The following is a 16,885-nucleotide window of genomic DNA, read 5'->3' as shown; positions in this document are numbered from 1 at the left end:
TCTGCCAAAGCGCCAAAAATGAAAAAACCGGTCGCTACGACCGGTTTTTTTATGCCTGCCAGAACAGCTGCAATTCAGTCCTTCACCTCAACATGATCCAACGCCTGATTCACCGCCAATTCACCCAGCATCACCAGTTGCGCAATGCCTATCGCGGTTCTGCGGTGGGTGGGGTCGAGGGTGGCGGCGAAGTTGTTGAGCATCTCGGATGCCGAGCCCAGTGATTCGCTGGCGTTGGCCAGCAGGGATTCGGTGTCGTAGGCCGGGTTGGCGAAGTACATCGGGTCGGGCTGGTTGTTTGTGCCCATGACATGGGCGCCGGGGCAGAGGTAGTGATCGAGGGCGCGGTTGGCGGCGTCGTGGAGTTTTCTGCAGTCGATCGAGACGTACGGGGATGTTGGGTCGGTTTCGACTTCGGGGGGATTCGGGGTTGGCTTCTTCATAATGGCTTCTTTCTAGTCGATAGGTGGAGCTGACCTACTCGGTTCCAATCGAAGAGGTGGCAGCTGTACGCGAGTTGGAACCCGGGCGAAAAAAGCCAAAAGCCCGACAGACTCGAAGTCTCTCGCGCACAGCCGCCATAACAGAGTGCACACCATGAAGGCGGGCAAGCATACGTCATGAAAGCTGCTTTTGCTTTTTTGGGAAGTCGCCGGGGTTCCAATCCCGATCGCCGATTCATCAGCGACCCTTACAGGCTAGAGTCCGCACTTCCGACGGACAACCTGAAAACCTTGTGGGAAGGTTCAGTAAACAGGGCCAACTCTTTAAACATCCCGTATCGAAAAACCGCGTTTACAGATCCCCAACACTCCCCCGGTTCTCACACTCGCCACGACCCGCTAGCATTTCCCCATCGCCCACCACCCTCCCCCTGCGCGGCCATCGACGAATACGCGCCATCACGTTTCGAGGGATTCAAAACCGTGGCCTGCGAGCCACCCAAATCAAATTCAAAAGAGCAGCAAATCCATGACCCAGAACATCTACGACGACCCCGAATTTTTCCACGGCTACAGCCAGATGAACCGCTCCATCGGCGGCCTCGATGCCGCGCCGGAATGGCCGGCGCTGAAAGCCTTGTTGCCCTCCCTGCACGGTTTGCAGGTGGTGGATCTGGGCTGCGGCTACGGCTGGTTCTGCCGCTGGGCCAGCGAAAACGGCGCTGCCCAAGTGCTGGGGCTGGATGTCTCGGAGAAAATGCTCGAACGGGCGAAGGAAACCACTTCGGCCGCGAACATCCGTTACGAACGTGCCGACCTGGAACACCTCGACTTGCCTGCATGCACTTACGATCTGGCCTACAGCTCACTGGCCCTGCACTACATCAAGGATCTCTCGGGGCTGTTTGCCAACATGCATACGGCGCTTAAACCCGGTGCGCATTTTGTGTTTTCCATCGAGCACCCGATCTTCATGGCGCCGCGCAATCCGGGCTGGCTGATCGACAGCGAGGGCAACAAGCGCTGGCCGCTGGACAGTTATCAGATGGAAGGCGAGCGGGTGACCAACTGGCTGGCCGACGGGGTGATCAAGCAGCACCGCACGGTCGGGACGCTGCTTAATGCATTGATCGACGCCGGGTTCACGATTCAACACGTCAATGAATGGGGCCCGAGCGATGAGGAAGTGGCTGCGCAACCGGCCCTCGCTGAAGAGCGCGAGCGGCCGATGATGATGCTGGTCGCTGTACAGCGCTGACCGTAAAGAAAGGGCCGATCAAATCGGCCCTATTTCGTATCAACGTGTGGCGACAATGAACAACCGCGGAAACGGCAACAACACCGAACCGTCCGCCAGCGCCGGATACGCCTTCGCGACCTCCGCCAGATAGTGCGCCAGATAGTCCGCCCGCTCCGCTTCCGTCAGCGGACTGAGGAACGGAATCAAACCGCTGCCCTTGAACCACTCGACAACGCCTGAAGCCCCGCCCGCCAGCTGATGGTGATACGTGGTGCGCCACACATCGACCCGTGCGCAATGCGGCCGCAGCATCGAGAAATAGGCACTGGCATCCGCCATCTCGGTCCGCTGCCCCGCCGCGCCCGCCAGTTTGCTGGCCCACGGCCCGTTGGCCGCCACTTCACGCATCAACCGATGGGACGGCTCGTTGAGGTTGTCCGGCATCTGAATCGCCAAGCTGCCACCCTGCGCCAACTTGCCCGCCAGCGCCGGCAGCAACGTCGCGTGATCCGGCACCCACTGCAAAACGGCGTTGGCAAAGATCACATCGAATGGCCCTGCATCCGCCCATTTATCGATGTCCGCCACCGCGAACTGCAACTGCGGCAGACGCTTGCGCGCGGCATCGATCATGTCCGGCGAACTGTCGAGCCCCTGCACTTTCGCCCCCGGAAAACGCTCCACCAACAACTCGGTCGAGTTGCCCGGACCACACCCGATATCCACCACGGAACGCGCCTCGGGCGTGGGAATTGCCGCCAGCAAGTCGCGGGCCGGGCGGGTGCGTTCATCTTCGAAAGTGACGTATTGCTTGGCGGACCAGGTCATTGCGTTCTCCTGTCTTGGACGTTTTGGCGAAACGTAGAAAAGCAGCTGCCGACACGATACAGCGATCGCGTTTATCTGCCCTCCCCTACGTATGTCCGATATCGCCGGGACCGCTGTCTTCGCCGTGCCCACAGGAACTCAGAAAACTGTAAGTAGAATTTTCCGCCCCCCTCCGATGTCTGAATTTCAAGCGCCCCCAACAAGGAAAACGGCCATGAAATTCGCAAAAATCTCCCAGAAGCTCGCCCTCTGGGCCGGCAGCCCCAAGACGTTCATGGGGGCGTTGATTCTGATCGGGCTCTGGGGGTTGAGCGGGCCGATTTTCGATTACAACGACACCTGGCAACTGATCATCAACACCTCGACCACGATCATCACGTTCCTGATGGTGTTCCTGATCCAGAACACCCAGAACCGCGATACCGACATCCTGCATTTGAAACTCGATGAACTGCTGCGGGTGAACAAGGAAGCGCAGAACGCGATGCTCGGGCTGGAGTCGCTGGATCTCAAGCAGCTGGAGGCACTGCGTCGGCATTACCGGGCGATGGGTGAGAATGAGGTGTTTGACCTGGAAGGTCTGGGGGACAAGAGCAAGCCGAAGCAGGATCTGAATGAATGCTGACAGGCAAAAAAAACGGCGCTAAAAAAGCGCCGTTTTCATTGCTGCGGATTCAGCGACTGGCCTGAAGGGCTCGGGCCATTTCCAGATGACTCTGCAGTTTTGGCAGGGTCTCGTCGGCAAACGCCTTGATCTCCGGCACGTCGGTGGTCTGAGCCTCCTGCTGGATCTGCTGAATCGCCTCTTCCGTGGCTTTGACCTGGCTGGCGGCGTAGGCCTGATCGAAGCTGGCGCCTTCTTTGACTTCGGGCATCAGCGCTTTGGCCTTGTCGGCAACTTCTTCGCGGGGCGCCACCGGCAGGTCCAGTTTCTTGGCGATTTTCGCCAGATGCTGGTTGGCGGTGGTGCGGTCGTTGATGACGACGATGGTGTAATCCTTGACCTCTTTGGACTCGGCCTTGCTGTGCGCCAGACGACTGGCCTCGATGTCGGCCATGCCTTTGGCCGAGGCCTCATTGATGAAGTCGGCAGGCGACTGGGCAAACGCGCTGCTGGCGAACAACCCCAGCAGGCTGACAAAACTGATGTGGCGTACTCGGGTGGCCATCCGGCTCATGGTCGCGCCCTCCTTCTTTGCAGATTCAAGCGGGAGCTTGCGCCCCCGCCTCTCAATCAAAACAACCTTCACCGACTACTTCGACTTTTGAGCAGGCTTGCGGCCCATGTCGGTTTTAGGCTCTTTGTCGACCGTCGTGGTGGTGGTTTTCCCACCTTTGCGACCGGCTTCAGACGCCTTGGTCTTATCGTTGGCGAAGTTTCCCGAGTTCGAGTTTCTTGAATTAGGCATGATTCTCTACCCCTTGGTATTTGATCGCGGCGAGCAGGTGCCCGCCTAGATTGAGAATTTCCTGACCGCCAAAGGTTTAGAAAAGTTGCCGTCGCCGCGACGAACGGTGAGCTGCCAGTCAGTGGTCCAGCGCCCGATGATTCAAACGTTTGGCGGCGTACATGGCCTGGTCGGCGTGGCGGAACAGTTGCTGTTCCTCACGTCCGTGCTCGGGATACCGCGCCACACCGATGCTCGGTTCGATACTCAGGTTGTGCCCGTCCAGGCGCAGGGGTTGCACCAATACCTGTCGGATTTTTTCCGCCACGTTGTCGGCATCGTCGGCGGCGTGGACGCTGTGCAGCAGCACCACGAATTCGTCGCCGCCAATCCGCGCCACGGTGTCGGTCTCGCGCACGCAGCCCTTGAGCCGGTTGGCCACCGCCTGCAAGAGCATGTCGCCCACCGCATGGCCAAAGGTGTCGTTGACTTGTTTGAAGCGATCCAGATCGACGTACAGCAGCGCCATGTGCCCGGACTGTTCCCGCGCATGGTTCAGAGCAGCCTTGAGGCGTTCGCGCAGCAGTTCGCGGTTGGGCAACTGGGTCAATTGATCGTATTGCGCCATGCGCCGCAGGCGGGCGTGCAGTTGCTGGCGTTCAATGGCGGTGGCGACCTGGGCACAGACGTATTGCAGCAGTTCCTTGTCGCGTTCGGTGTAGCGCTCGCCACCGGGCAGGCTTTTGACGATCAGCGCGCCGATGGTGCGGTTTTTCGAGCTCAGCGGTACGCCGAGCCAGCACGGCGATTGCTGCCCGGCCACCAGCGCGGCGAACTCCGGCGGCGCGTGGGGACAATCCGGGGTCAGGAGGATTGGCTGGCGGCTGCGGATCACTTCCGCACACAGGCGACCGGTGACGGTGCCGGGTTGCTCCGGTTGCAACTCGTCATCGTCGACGTGATAGGGAAAGTTCAGCTGCGCGCAATGTTCGTCGTACAGCGCCACGGAGAAATTCAGCGCCGGCAGCCACTCGCCAATAATCATGTGGATGCGCTTGAACAGCGCCAGCAGATCCTCCGCCGCATGGGCCGCTTCGGAAATGGCGTACAGCGCCGCCTGCCGAGATTCGGCGAGTTTGCGCTCGGTGATGTCCCGGGCCACGGCGATGCGCAATTGGTCGACCTCCGACCAGCGCGCCGACCACAGGATATGCACGACGCTGCCGTCCTTGCGCACATAACGGTTTTCAAAATTGTGCTTGGGTTCGCCGCCCATGATGTCGTTCGCGGCAGCCAGGGTGCGCTCACGGTCGGCCGGGTAGACGTAGTCGATCATCGACTGGCCGATCAGCTCGTCAGGCGTGTAGCCGAGAATCCGCTCGCAGGCTGCGCTGACAAAAACGAAACGGCCCTGCTTGTCCACGGCACAGACGGCGTCCAGCAACAGATCGATGTAACTCGCCAACGGCGCGGAATTTCGGCTTTCCATGGTTCAGAAAAGGTGTCCGGACAATGCAGCGCTGATCCACCGTCCCTGACCCCGACCTCGCATCCTGCGATCGATTTCAAGCCTTGTTCGGCATCAACCCCGGCAGTGCATGCACCAGCGCGTTGATGGCAAAACCGATGAACATGATCCCGCACAACCGGGTGATCGCCAGTTCATGACGCTGGTACAACGTACGCACCTGTCGCGCCCCGACGATGCCAATGAGGATAGCGTAGGCGAGCAATCCGCCGAGGAAGCTCAAGGCGATCAGCATCGGCAGCATCGACCAGTTGAGCAGTTCGGCGCGGCTCGACAGCAGCGCGGTGAAGGTTGCCACCGCCACCGGGTAGGCCTTGGGGTTGGTCAGGCCGAACAGGATGCCGTGCCAGAACGGCTGACGCGCCGCGCCCTGCGGTTGATCGCCGTTGCTGCGCTTGGCCCGTACCGCACGCCAGCCGAGCCAGAACAGGTACAGGCCGCTGAGTACGCCGAGTACATCGAACGCGGTGCTGCCGATTTCCCGGGCGCCGACAATCGCGATCAGCGCGGTGCTGCACCAGATCACGTCGCCCAGCAGATGCCCGCACAAGAACCCCGCCCCAGCCCGCCGCCCACGTGCGGCGCCGATACCGAACACCGCCAGCACACCCGGCCCCGGCGTGATGCCGTAAATGAAACCCGAAGCCAGCACGGCCATTAGCAACGATGGAGTCATGGAAAACCTGCAAGTCCCGGAAAACGTGGCCGCCAGTCTATCCCAGCAGTTTGTGAATATTCACGACTCGTTGAAAAAACCCATGCCCGCGTAGGGCTTTTGCCGACACGCGGCCAGTCGCGAGGCCAGGTCGCCGACGTGGGCTTCGAGTTTGTGCCCGTCCGGGTCGAGGAAGTAGAACGACGCGCCTTCGCTGCGGTTGTCGCGCCATTCCCGCACGTTAGCGGCACGAAGCTGTTGCACAAACAGCGGGAAATCCGCCGCGCCAATGCTGAAGGCGTAGTGGGTATAGTCGGCGGCGGGGTCGGGATGGCGCTTCGGATCGAAGGACAGGCACAACCACAGGCCCGGGAGCGACAGATAGGCACCGGCGTCCCAGGTGGCCTCGACTCGCAGCTGCAACATATCGCGGTAGAACGCGAGGCTGCGGTCCAGGTCGGTGACAGCGAGGGTCAGGTGATTGAGGCCGGTGAGCATCGGTCAGTAACCTCGGAGGTCTTCGGGGATGGAGTATTGCTTGCCGTCGTAGGTCAGGGTGATTTGGGTTTTCTTCAGTGGGGAATCATGGGAAACGCACTCCTTGCCGGCCTTGACGGTTTTCATAGCCGTGCCGCTTGAGGTGACGATCAGGTCGGAATAACCATTGTGGCTGGTCGGGCCGATTTCCACGGTTCGGCGAATTTGCTGACCTTCACCCACACAGTTTTCAAGCCACTCACCGTTGTTCTTGTAGACCACCAGGCCATCAAGTACCGGGCGCAGTTTATTACCCTCGCGCACATAAAGTGTCAGGTCGGTTTTTTCGTAGGGAATGGCGCTTGAATTGTGCGAGAACTTTGACCGCAGCCCGAACGCGCGAACATCCGGGGCCAGCCGATAGCGAGCGGTATCGACCAGCAGATCGGTGAAACGAATGGCATCGGAATTGTAGGCACCGGGTTTCGCATACGTCGCCAGCGTCTTCCAGTTGCTGGTGTCGATGATCGCCAGATCCAGATCAAACACACCGGCATCGTCACTACCAGCATCCGGCACGTAGGTGGATTTGAGGGCAATCGCCTGATCCTTGAACGCCGGCCATGCCTTGCAGCGGGCCAATGACTGGTCGTTGTAATCCTTGGTGACGCAGGAAACCTGGGCCTGGGCTGGAGCGGTGATGGCCAGCAAGCCGAGGGCGATGAAAAGTCGGGTTGGGGTGAGCATTGTTCTTCCTTGAATTAAGTCGCGTTGGCTCTGTATCACTCGATGGCTTTGAAACCTTTAGGCAAAACGTATGATTTTCCGTCGTAGCGAAGGGTTGTCAGCACAGGTTTACTGGTTGTGGTTTTCTCATCACAAGTGTCTGGATCACCTTTGCCAACAATTCCCGTAGTCACCGATTTGACGATCAGATCGGCATAACCGTGCGAACTGGTCTTTCCAATCTCGATCGTGCGCAGGGTGCTCGCGCGTTCTCCCGCACAATTTCCGTCCCACTCTCCGTTGTAGCCATACACCACAAGTCGGTCCAGCACAGGGCGTAAGGTGTCTCCTTCCTTCACGTAAAGCGACAGCGAAGCCTCATCCATGGGATTGACGCGGGAGGAGCCTTTGAAGACGACCCGAACACCAAAGGCCCGAATTTCAGGGGTCAATTTGTAGCGCGCGGTATCGAATTCCACACTGTCCAGCGCGAAGGCATCGGACTGGAATGCAGAAGGCTTGTGATAGGTGGCCAGAGGCTCCGAATCCTCGACCGAGACAACAGAGAGGGAAAGATCGTAACTGCCGACATCACCGGTTTTGCCATAAACCGGATCCGGCGCAAATTTAGAGACAGCCTTGAGCGTCAAGCCAGGATAAGCGGGCCACGCCTTGCACACTGAAAAGTCCCGCGCGCCCGTCACCGGCGCAGGCACACAATCAGCCAACACCTGCCCCGCCATCAGCGCCCCACAAAGCGCCAGCCCCACAACAACCCCAGACTTCACTGTCACGCCCCGCTCCTTGATGTTTGTCAGCCGCGCACTATCCCCTGCTCAATCCGCCGATTCAACCAGTTCAACGCCTGATCCCCGCCCCGCCGCTTGTGCCACGCCGAGACAAACGTGAACGGTGCAATTTCAAACGGCGGCGGCAGGACGATCAGCGATTGGTCATCCACCTCATTCAACGCCCGCGAAGCCACGGTCAGGATCAGGTCCGTGCCACTGATGAAACGTGGCGCGGCGCTCCAGTGCGGCAGGCTGATGGCGACGCGGCGGCGTTCGCGCAGGGCAGTCAGGGTGCGTTCGATTTCCGGGGTGCCGCTGCCGCGCATTTCCAGCAAGACATGGGGACGGGAGAGATAAGTTGGCAGGTCGAGCTGGCCGTCGGCCGGCAGGCTGTGGCGATCGAGCAAACACACGTAGCGTTCCTCGAACAGCGGCGTGCTGCGCAATTCGCCGGGCAATTCGGGGAGTACGCCGGCGGCGAGGTCGATGTCGCCATTGAGCAGGCCTTCGACCATGCCTTCGCGGCTGGCATGGCTGATTTGCAGGTCGATGCCCGGTGCTTCCGCGCGCAAGGTGCGAATCAACCCGGGCAGGATGATCGCCGCGCCGTAGTCCGACATCGCGAGGCGAAAGGTCCGACGGGCGCTGGCCGGATCGAAGGTGTTCGGCGCCAGCAGCGATTGCACCTGGGCCAGAATTTCGGCCAGTGGCGCCGCCAGCTCCAGCGCCCGCGCGGTGGGCACCAGCCCCGAACCAGCACGCACCAACAATGGATCACCGAGCAAGTCGCGCAGACGCGCCAACGCGTGGCTGACCGCCGGTTGACTCAGGTGCAGACGCTCGGCGGCGCGGGTCACGTGTTGCTCGCCGAGCAAGGCGTCAAGGATTACCAGCAGGTTGAGGTCGATGCGGCGCAGATCATTCATTCGATGCATGTTCCGGATACCAAAACAGAATTTAAATCTGCGCGACGAATACCCTACAGTCCAGCAAAACCTTGCCGGAGAACGATCATGGGAACGATGCAGTGGGTCGGATTGCTGCTGTTGGCGGTATTCGCCGGGGCGGTGGTGCCGTTTCAGAGTGCGATCAACATCAATCTGGCGCGGGGGTTGGGGCATCCGCTGTGGGCGACGTTCACCTCGCTGGTGGTGAGCGTGCTGGTGTTGTTGCCGGTGATTGTCGTCCTGCGCTTGCCACTGCCGTCGTTGGCCCCGCTCGGCAAGCTGCCGCTGTGGATGTGGACCGGCGGGGCGTTCGGGGTGTGCTTCGTCGCCCTGGCGGTGGTGTTGCTGCCAAAGCTGGGGGCCTCGGGATTTCTGGCGCTGGCCCTGGCCGGGCAAATGATCACGTCAATCGTGCTGGATCACTTCGGCCTGTTCGGGCTGGTGGAGAAGCACCTGACATTGCCGCGCCTGTTCGGCGCGCTGTTGTTGGTGGCGGGAGTATTGTTGATTCAGTTCTCCCCAGTGCTGGAAAAGAGCGCCACAGCCGTTGGATAAGGGTTCGGGCGTAGGCACTGACGCGCCGGGTTTGTCGTTTTTTTCATCGTCTCACAGCCCGGCAAGGCTTCGCCCTACAAGCAAATCTCCAACAGCCGTCAATGCTATCGGACGCGGCCGATTCTGACCCTGCATAGCTCTCTGTAAAGTCTGGCAACACACACAATTTGCAACACCCCATGGATTGCCCTGCTCAAGGAGAGCTGCCTATGAATCACCTGTCGGAATCCGCCAACACTTTCTCCAATTACCGCAAGGTCATCGCTTTGGCAGACCACGATTGGGAGGCTGCGGAAGCTGGAAAAATCGCCGCCCTCAACGTCGAGGTCAAAGGCTGTAATCACTTGCTCGATCAGCACGGGCGCCAGTTCCATCATTTCTGCACCACCTCCTATCTGGGTCTCGATCACCACCCCGCTCTGCTTGAAGGCGCCATTGCGGCACTGCGTGAAACCGGGACACTGCGCGTTGCCAACTCGAAAAACCGCTGCAAGCTGGCGCTGCTCGAACAATACGAAAGCGAGTTGTCGCAATTGTTTGGCGCGGTGTGTCTGACCACTCTGTCCTGCAGCGCCGCGAGCGCCGGTATCCTGCCGCTGCTGGCCAGTGGCGTGTTCACCCAGAACCGCCCGCCGGTGATGGTGTTTGATCGCCTGGCCCATTACTCGATGAATCACCTGAAGGCCAGTTGCGCCGACGAGACCCAGGTATTGACCTGCCCCCACAACGACATGGATTTTCTCGAATCGGTGTGCCAGCGCCATTCCACCGTCGCCTATGTCGCCGACGGTGCCTACAGCATGGGTGGCGTCGCCAATCTGGATGGTCTGTTGTATTTGAAGGAGCGATATGGCCTGTTTCTTTATCTCGATGACTCCCACGCGTTGTCGGCAGTCGGCAGCAACGGTGCCGGTCTGGTACGGCCGAGAATGCCGGCGCTGGAAGAGGACTGTCTGATCGTCGCATCTCTGGCCAAATCATTCGGGGCCAGCGGCGGCCTGGTGATGCTCGGGAATGATCGGCAGAAGAAATTGATCCAGCGTTACGGCGGGCCGAGCAACTGGTCGCAGAGCCTCAATTGCGCGGCCATTGGTGCGGGCCTCGCGTCGATCGAGCTGCATCGCAGTGCAGAACTGAGGGCTTTGCAGGTTCGGCTCCAGGCCAATATTCGCCTGTTCGACAGCCTCTTGAGCACCGAACAGCACGGCAGCTCCATGGCCATCCGTTTGATCAACTGCGGCGAAGCCGCCCTGGCCACGCAAATCGCCGTTGAACTGGCCGAACACGGCTTTTTCACCAGCGCCGTGTTTTTCCCGGTAGTGGCCCGAGGTAAAGCCGCGATCCGCGTGACCCTGCGCGCCGACATGGAATCGACCCTGATCCACCGCTTTTGTGATTTGATCACCGGTCTGTTAATGACGCGCGGTCACCCTCGCCACCGCTGAACCTTTACGGACGCCTCATGAAGCCCAGCCTCATCCTGCTCATCACCTGTTCCACCGTGTTCCTCGCCCAACTGGGCATGAGCATTTATCTGCCGGCGCTGCCACAGATCGCCGGGCATTTGCAGGTCGGTGCGACGCAGGTGGCCTGGGGCTTGTCGCTGTACCTGATCGGCATGGCGCTGCCGATGCTGCTGTGGGGCAGTCTGGCGCAGCGCATCGGCCGCAAGCCGGTGCTGCTGGCGGCGCTGGGAATTTATGGCGCGGCAAATCTGGCTCTGCCGTTGGGCTCGACGCTGGAGACATTCCTGTTGCTGCGACTGCTTCAGGGGATCGGCGCCAGCGGCATTTCGGTGATGGCGCGGGTGCTGATTCGAGACAGCTTTCGGGGGGATCTGCTGGCGAAGGCGTTGTCGTGGATTTCGATTTCGTTCGTTGTCGCGCTCGGCATCGGGCAATACGCCGGCTCGCTCATTCAGGTGACGCTGGGCTGGCAGGCGATCTTTTATCTGCTGGGCGCGGTCAGTCTGTTGATGGCCGCGATAGTCTCGCGCCTGAGTTTCCCGAAACTCGTCGAAGCGCCCGCAACCGCTTCGCCGTGGGCGGTCTATCGAACGATCCTGATCCATCGGGCGTTTCTGCTGCCGGCGCTTGCGGGCGGTCTGGGTTATGGCGTGATCATCGCGTTCAACAGCGCTGCGCCAGTGATTCTGCAAGGCCCGTTCAATTGGTCGGCGACGGAATACGGGTTGCTGGGCTGGCCGATCAGCGCCGCATATTTTCTGGGGGCGCTGGCGGTCAATCGCTTTGTGCTGCGTACCGGTCAGCACCGACTGATGACACTGGGGGTCAGCCTGGTGATGGCCGGCACTGGCGTGATGCTGGCTGGCAGTCTGTTGGCCAGCTCGATGGCCTGGTTGCTTTGGCTGCCCTATTGCGTGGCCGTCTTCGGGCAATCGCTGAATTACCCGATCAGCCTCTCACGGGCCAACGATGGCGCGCCGATTGCCGGCGCCTATGCGATGGCCCTGAGCGGGTTCATCCACCAATTGATGGCGGCGCTGATCGGGGCGGTGGCCAGCGTGTTCGCCAGCCCGCAAGCGTGGCCGCTGTCGTTGCTGTGCTGCACTCTGGCGATGGGCGCGCTGCTCTGTACGAGAGGCACGCCCGTTCGCCTGCCCGCTTAAAACGCGCTGCGAAAAATTTCCTCGATCTGCCGCTGATCCGCCGCCCGCGGATTGGTGAAGCCGCAGGCGTCTTTCAGGGCGTTGGCGGCGAGCACCGGGATGTCGGTGCATTTGGCGCCCAGATCACGCAGGCCACCGGGAATCTCCACGTCCCTGGCCAGGCAACGAATCGCATCGATCGCGGCTTTTGCACCCTCCTCCGGGCTGAAACCACGAATGTCGGCGCCCATGGCGTGGGCCACGTCGGTCAGACGATCGGCGCAGACCTGCGCGTTGAATGTCTGCACATGCGGCAGCAATACCGCGTTGCACACCCCGTGAGGCAGATCATAGAAACCGCCCAACTGGTGCGCCATCGCATGCACGTAGCCGAGGGACGCATTGTTGAACGCCATGCCCGCGAGGAACTGCGCGTAGGCCATGTTTTCCCGCGCGGCCAGGTCGCTGCCGTCGCGCACGGCCAGGCGCAGGTTGTTGCTGATCAGGGTCATCGCCTTCAGCGCGCAGGCGTCGGTGATCGGGTTGGCAGCGGTGGAGACGTAGGCTTCGATCGCGTGGGTCAGTGCGTCCATGCCGGTGGCGGCGGTCAGGCTTTTCGGCATGGCGACCATCAGCGCCGGGTCGTTGACCGACAGCAGCGGCGTGACGTTGCGGTCGACGATGGCCATTTTCACGTGGCGGGTTTCGTCGGTGATGATGCAGAACCGGGTCATCTCGCTGGCCGTGCCGGCGGTGGTGTTGATGGCGATCAGTGGCAGCTGTGGCTTGGCCGATTGATCGACGCCTTCGTAGTCGCGGATCTGCCCGCCGTTGGTGGCGCACAACGCGATGCCCTTGGCGCAGTCGTGGGGCGAACCGCCGCCAAGGGAAACCACGAAATCGCAGCGACTCTCCTTGAGCAGCGCCAGTCCTGACTCAACGTTGGCGATGCTCGGGTTGGGCTTGGCGCCGTCGAAGATCACCGAGTCGATGTCCTGCATCGCCAGTTTTTCGGCAATCATCGTCGCCACGCCGGCCTTGGCCAGCCCGGCGTCGGTGACGATCAGCGCCTTGCGAAAACCGTAGTTGCGGATCGCGTTCATGGCGTCGTCAAGGCAGCCGCTGCCCATGATGTTTACGGCGGGAATGAAAAAGGTGCTGCTCATGGCGCGTCTCCTGACTGGGGCCGAATCGACTAGTGCAATTCGGCAGATGCACACAGGATCGACCGATCGGTCACGGCGGATGTTGATCTGGCTCAATGCCCGCTCGTGATAAAGTCGCCGTCCATCTGCCCTTTGTTTTGAGACGTGCCCTGCAATGACCGATTTTCTGGATGTCGACGCCACCCTCGAAGACTGGAACGCGTTGCGCGCCACCACCGACTTCAGCGGCCTGCTGCTGGGCAACGGCGCCAGTCGCGCGGTGTGGGACGATTTCGGCTACGACTCGCTGTTCGAAAACGCACGCACGGTGGAAGAAAAACCGTTGACCCCGTCGGAACTGAGCGTGTTCGACGCCCTGCAAACGCGCAGCTTCGAGCAGGTGCTCGGCGCGCTGAAAACCACCAGCCGGGTCAACAAGGCGCTGGCCGTCAGTTCGGCCGCACCGCGCAACCGCTACTACGCGATCAAGGAAGCGCTGATCAACACCGTGCACGCGGTACACATCCCGTGGCGGCTGATCGAAGCCTCGACTTTGGCGACCCTGAACAGTGAACTGGCGCGTTATCGCACGGTGTTCACCACCAATTACGATTTGCTCAATTACTGGGCCCTGCAACATCAGGCCGAGGCGATCGACGACCTGTTCAACGGCCCGGATGCGAGTTTCGATCTGTGCGACAGCAGCACGGACAAACCGCGTCTGCTGTACCTGCACGGTGGCCTGCATCTGGTGCGCAACCAGGACGGCACCGCGCGCAAACTGACCGCGACCGAGGGCACGCTGCTCGGCAGTTTCGCGATCAACAACACGATCAAGACGCTGGACGACGTGCCGCTGTTCGTCAATGAAGGGCCGAGCGCGGACAAGCTCAAGACCATCCGCAGTTCCGATTACCTGTCGTTCTGCTACGACCAGTTACTCAAACACGGCGACAATCTGTGCATCTTCGGCCACGCCCTCGGCGAGCAGGACAGCCACCTCGTGCGCGCCCTGCGTCTGGCGAAACCGAAGACCGTGGCGATCTCGATCTACCCGCGCAGCGCGGCGTTCATCCAGCACCAGAAACGCCACTACGCCAAGGTGTTCGAGGGCACGGGTGTCGAGTTGCGCTTCTTTGATTCCAAGAGCCATACGCTGGGCCATCCGAAGCTGTCGGTGCCGGTCGAGGTCTGATCACTCCTCGCCGCTGTGCACCACCACCAGCAACTGCGCTTGCACCTCGCCCACTGAGCGGATGCGATGGGGTTTCTGCGCATTGAAGTGCAGCGCATCGCCCCGTTCCAGCAGCACCCGCTCGTTCACGAAGTCCACTTCGACCTGGCCTTCGTGGACGAACAGAAATTCCTCGCCCAAGTGTTCCTTGAAGGTTTTGTCGGTGAATTCGCTCGGCGGGTAAATGATGAACGGCAGCAGGCTGCGCTCGCTGACCTGATGGGCCAGCACCGCGTAGCCGGGGCTGTGGTCGTTGGCCGCCAGCGACTGGCGTTCGTGGCTGCGCACCAGGCTGTAGCTGTCGAGGCTGACGTTGTCTTCTGAGAACAGCTCCTCGACTTTCACGTTCAGCGCCTTGGCCAGTTTCAGTGCAGCGGCTATCGACGGCGTGTTCAACCCGCGCTCGACCTTCGACAGGTAACTCTTGGTCATGCCGGATTTCTCGGCCAGCGCCTCAAGGGTTACGCCAAGTTTTTTTCTCAATAATTTCAAACGGATAGACATGCGAAGCGATTAATCCAGCAAAGGAAAGACGATTTGTCCTTGCCAATGACACAAAGTGTCATATAGCCTCGTAAGTGTCATACATGGCAACCACCACAGGACACGGATATGGCGAAGACATTAGCACTACCCAAAGACGAACTGGTCAAGCAAGCGCTGACCCAGATGCAAAAAACCCTGGCGGATAATACGTGGACAGACCGGCAAAAGCTGGCCCTGACCTGCCGGATCCTGTTCGAAAACGGCCACGATTCGGGCCTCGCCGGGCAGATCACCGCCCGTGGCCCGCAGCCAGGCACTTACTACACTCAGCAACTGGGCCTGGGTTTCGATGAAATCACCGCGAGCAATCTGCTGCTGGTCAACGAAGACCTCGAAGTGCTCGAAGGCCACGGCATGGCCAACCCGGCCAACCGTTTCCACAGCTGGGTGTACCGCGCCCGACCGGACGTGAACTGCATCATCCACACCCACCCGACACACATTGCCGCGCTGTCGATGCTGGAAGTGCCGCTGCAGATTTCCCACATGGACCTGTGCCCGCTGTACGACGATTGCGCGTTCCTTGAAGGCTGGCCGGGTGTGCCGGTGGGTAACGAAGAAGGCGAACTGATTGCCGGGGCGTTAGGCGACAAACGGGCGATCCTGCTTTCCCACCACGGACAGCTGTCCACCGGGACGACCATCGAGGAAGCCTGTGTCATCGCGCAATTGATCGAACGCGCCGCCAAACTGCAACTGCTGGCGATGGCCGCCGGGACGATCAAGCCGATCATTCCCGAGCTCGGCCGCGAGGCCCATGACTGGGTCTCGAAACCCAAACGCCACGCCGCAGCCTTCAACTACTACGCCCGGCAGAACCTGCGTCAGCACGCCGATTGCCTGAACTGAACACTTCATCCTTGCGGAGCACTCTCATGTCCAACATTCACGGCATCATCGGCTACACCATCACCCCGTTCGGCGCCAATGGCGAAGACGTCGACCTGCCGGCCCTCGGCCGCTCCATCGACCGTCTGATCGCCGGCGGCGTCCACGCCATCGCGCCATTGGGCAGCACCGGCGAAGGTGCCTACCTGAGCGATGCGGAGTGGGACCAGGTCGCCGAATTCAGCATCAAGCACGTGGCCAAGCGCGTGCCGACCGTGGTCAGCGTGTCCGACCTGACCACCGCCAAAGCGGTGCGCCGCGCACGCTTCGCCGAAGCCCATGGCGCCGACGTGGTGATGGTGCTGCCGACGTCCTACTGGAAACTCACCGAGGCGGAAATCCTCGCCCACTACCGCGCCATCGGCGACAGCATCGGCGTGCCGATCATGCTCTACAACAACCCGGCCACCAGCGGCACCGACATGTCGGTGGAGCTGATTCTGCGCATCGTCAACGGCGTGGAAAACGTGACCATGGTCAAGGAGAGCACCGGCGACATCCAGCGCATGCACAAGCTGCAACTGCTGGGCGAAGGCCGGGTGCCGTTCTACAACGGCTGCAACCCGCTGGCGCTGGAAGCCTTCGCTGCAGGGGCCAAAGGCTGGTGCACGGCGGCACCGAACCTGATTGCGCAGCTCAACCTGGATTTGTACGAAGCCACACTGGCAGGGGATCTCGGCAAGGCGCGAGAGCTGTTCTACCGCCAGTTGCCGCTGCTGGACTTCATCCTCAAGGGCGGCTTGCCGGCGACGATCAAGGCCGGTCTGCGACTGACCGGTCTGGAGGTCGGCGATCCGCGTTTGCCGGTGTTCCCGCTGGCTGAGGCGGGGCGTACGCAATTGCAGGCCTTGCTGAACACCTTGCGCTGAACGAAAAAAATCCCGCC

The 16,885-nt window shown here is 60.9% G+C and carries 20 protein-coding genes; 8 read left to right on the top strand and 12 right to left on the bottom strand.

Translation table 11 applies throughout. From position 1 onward, the window contains the following. Nucleotides 1-74 precede the first annotated feature (74 nt). Nucleotides 75-443 (bottom strand): DUF6124 family protein, encoded by a 369-nt coding sequence (locus tag ACEN93_RS23685; protein ID WP_085666784.1) that lies wholly within the window; start codon nt 441-443, stop codon nt 75-77. Between the two features lie 529 nt (nt 444-972). Here ACEN93_RS23685 and ACEN93_RS23680 point away from each other — a divergent pair. Next, a complete protein-coding gene (locus tag ACEN93_RS23680; RefSeq protein WP_495610571.1) occupies nt 973-1,701 on the top strand; it encodes a class I SAM-dependent methyltransferase in 729 nt (242 codons plus the stop codon). 39 nt (nt 1,702-1,740) lie between these two features. Here ACEN93_RS23680 and tam read toward each other — a convergent pair whose 3' ends face one another. Next, nucleotides 1,741-2,511 (bottom strand): trans-aconitate 2-methyltransferase, encoded by a 771-nt coding sequence (gene tam, locus ACEN93_RS23675; RefSeq protein ID WP_103386804.1) that lies wholly within the window; start codon nt 2,509-2,511, stop codon nt 1,741-1,743. 214 nt (nt 2,512-2,725) lie between these two features. Here tam and ACEN93_RS23670 point away from each other — a divergent pair, with 214 nt between their 5' ends. Continuing rightward, nucleotides 2,726-3,136 carry a low affinity iron permease family protein gene (locus ACEN93_RS23670; protein WP_039772727.1) on the top strand — a complete coding sequence of 137 codons (411 nt, stop codon included), beginning with the start codon at nt 2,726-2,728 and terminating at the stop codon, nt 3,134-3,136. A 49-nt stretch (nt 3,137-3,185) separates the two neighbouring features. On the opposite strand, the gene ACEN93_RS23665 is transcribed toward ACEN93_RS23670, so the two are convergent. The 8 genes from ACEN93_RS23665 to ACEN93_RS23630 all read right to left on the bottom strand — a co-directional run bounded on the left by ACEN93_RS23665 (nt 3,186) and on the right by ACEN93_RS23630 (nt 9,011). After that, nucleotides 3,186-3,689, bottom strand: coding sequence for a DUF4142 domain-containing protein (locus ACEN93_RS23665; protein ID WP_064594055.1), 504 nt, complete (start codon nt 3,687-3,689; stop codon nt 3,186-3,188). 75 nt (nt 3,690-3,764) lie between these two features. Then, nucleotides 3,765-3,920 carry a KGG domain-containing protein gene (locus tag ACEN93_RS23660; protein ID WP_080770669.1) on the bottom strand — a complete coding sequence of 52 codons (156 nt, stop codon included), beginning with the start codon at nt 3,918-3,920 and terminating at the stop codon, nt 3,765-3,767. Nucleotides 3,921-4,038: 118 nt separating this feature from the next. Then, complete coding sequence (locus ACEN93_RS23655; protein WP_495610570.1) at nt 4,039-5,388, bottom strand: sensor domain-containing protein; 1,350 nt, start codon at nt 5,386-5,388, stop codon at nt 4,039-4,041. 76 nt (nt 5,389-5,464) lie between these two features. Then, nucleotides 5,465-6,103, bottom strand: coding sequence for a LysE family translocator (locus ACEN93_RS23650; RefSeq protein ID WP_039772730.1), 639 nt, complete (start codon nt 6,101-6,103; stop codon nt 5,465-5,467). Nucleotides 6,104-6,163: 60 nt separating this feature from the next. Further along, a complete protein-coding gene (gene fos, locus ACEN93_RS23645; RefSeq protein ID WP_495610569.1) occupies nt 6,164-6,580 on the bottom strand; it encodes a fosfomycin resistance glutathione transferase in 417 nt (138 codons plus the stop codon). A 3-nt stretch (nt 6,581-6,583) separates the two neighbouring features. Next, nucleotides 6,584-7,306 (bottom strand): PA3715 family protein, encoded by a 723-nt coding sequence (locus ACEN93_RS23640; protein WP_495610568.1) that lies wholly within the window; start codon nt 7,304-7,306, stop codon nt 6,584-6,586. 35 nt (nt 7,307-7,341) lie between these two features. Beyond that, nucleotides 7,342-8,079 carry a PA3715 family protein gene (locus ACEN93_RS23635; RefSeq protein WP_495610567.1) on the bottom strand — a complete coding sequence of 246 codons (738 nt, stop codon included), beginning with the start codon at nt 8,077-8,079 and terminating at the stop codon, nt 7,342-7,344. A gap of 20 nt (nt 8,080-8,099) precedes the next feature. Then, on the bottom strand, nt 8,100-9,011 hold the full coding sequence (locus ACEN93_RS23630) for a LysR family transcriptional regulator (RefSeq protein ID WP_495610566.1): 912 nt from the start codon (nt 9,009-9,011) through the stop codon (nt 8,100-8,102). 78 nt (nt 9,012-9,089) lie between these two features. Here ACEN93_RS23630 and ACEN93_RS23625 point away from each other — a divergent pair, with 78 nt between their 5' ends. The 3 genes from ACEN93_RS23625 (at nt 9,090) to ACEN93_RS23615 (ending at nt 12,207) form a co-directional block, all read left to right on the top strand. Next, nucleotides 9,090-9,578 (top strand): DMT family transporter, encoded by a 489-nt coding sequence (locus ACEN93_RS23625; protein WP_074691062.1) that lies wholly within the window; start codon nt 9,090-9,092, stop codon nt 9,576-9,578. Between the two features lie 209 nt (nt 9,579-9,787). Continuing rightward, a complete protein-coding gene (locus tag ACEN93_RS23620) occupies nt 9,788-11,023 on the top strand; it encodes an aminotransferase class I/II-fold pyridoxal phosphate-dependent enzyme (protein ID WP_495610565.1) in 1,236 nt (411 codons plus the stop codon). A gap of 17 nt (nt 11,024-11,040) precedes the next feature. Beyond that, nucleotides 11,041-12,207 (top strand): MFS transporter, encoded by a 1,167-nt coding sequence (locus tag ACEN93_RS23615; RefSeq protein WP_495610564.1) that lies wholly within the window; start codon nt 11,041-11,043, stop codon nt 12,205-12,207. Here ACEN93_RS23615 and yiaY read toward each other — a convergent pair. Then, a complete protein-coding gene (yiaY, locus tag ACEN93_RS23610) occupies nt 12,204-13,352 on the bottom strand; it encodes an L-threonine dehydrogenase (protein ID WP_103386797.1) in 1,149 nt (382 codons plus the stop codon). The genes ACEN93_RS23615 and yiaY overlap by 4 nt on opposite strands. Before the next feature lie 154 nt (nt 13,353-13,506). Here yiaY and ACEN93_RS23605 point away from each other — a divergent pair, with 154 nt between their 5' ends. Continuing rightward, on the top strand, nt 13,507-14,526 hold the full coding sequence (locus tag ACEN93_RS23605) for a DUF4917 family protein (RefSeq protein WP_039772738.1): 1,020 nt from the start codon (nt 13,507-13,509) through the stop codon (nt 14,524-14,526). On the opposite strand, the gene ACEN93_RS23600 is transcribed toward ACEN93_RS23605, so the two are convergent. After that, nucleotides 14,527-15,069, bottom strand: coding sequence for a helix-turn-helix domain-containing protein (locus ACEN93_RS23600; protein ID WP_085611647.1), 543 nt, complete (start codon nt 15,067-15,069; stop codon nt 14,527-14,529). Between the two features lie 108 nt (nt 15,070-15,177). Between ACEN93_RS23600 and ACEN93_RS23595 the strand changes: the two genes are divergently transcribed. Then, entirely contained in the window at nt 15,178-15,960 is a 783-nt protein-coding gene (locus ACEN93_RS23595) for an aldolase (protein ID WP_064594034.1), read from the top strand. Between the two features lie 26 nt (nt 15,961-15,986). Further along, nucleotides 15,987-16,868, top strand: a complete 882-nt coding sequence (locus ACEN93_RS23590; protein ID WP_495610563.1) for a dihydrodipicolinate synthase family protein — start codon at nt 15,987-15,989, stop codon at nt 16,866-16,868. The last annotated feature ends 17 nt before the right edge of the window (nt 16,869-16,885 follow it).

The organism is Pseudomonas sp. Pseusp21 (genome assembly GCF_059492145.1).
Note: the sequence above shows the minus strand (reverse complement) of the source record. Positions and strands in the feature narration are given on the sequence as shown.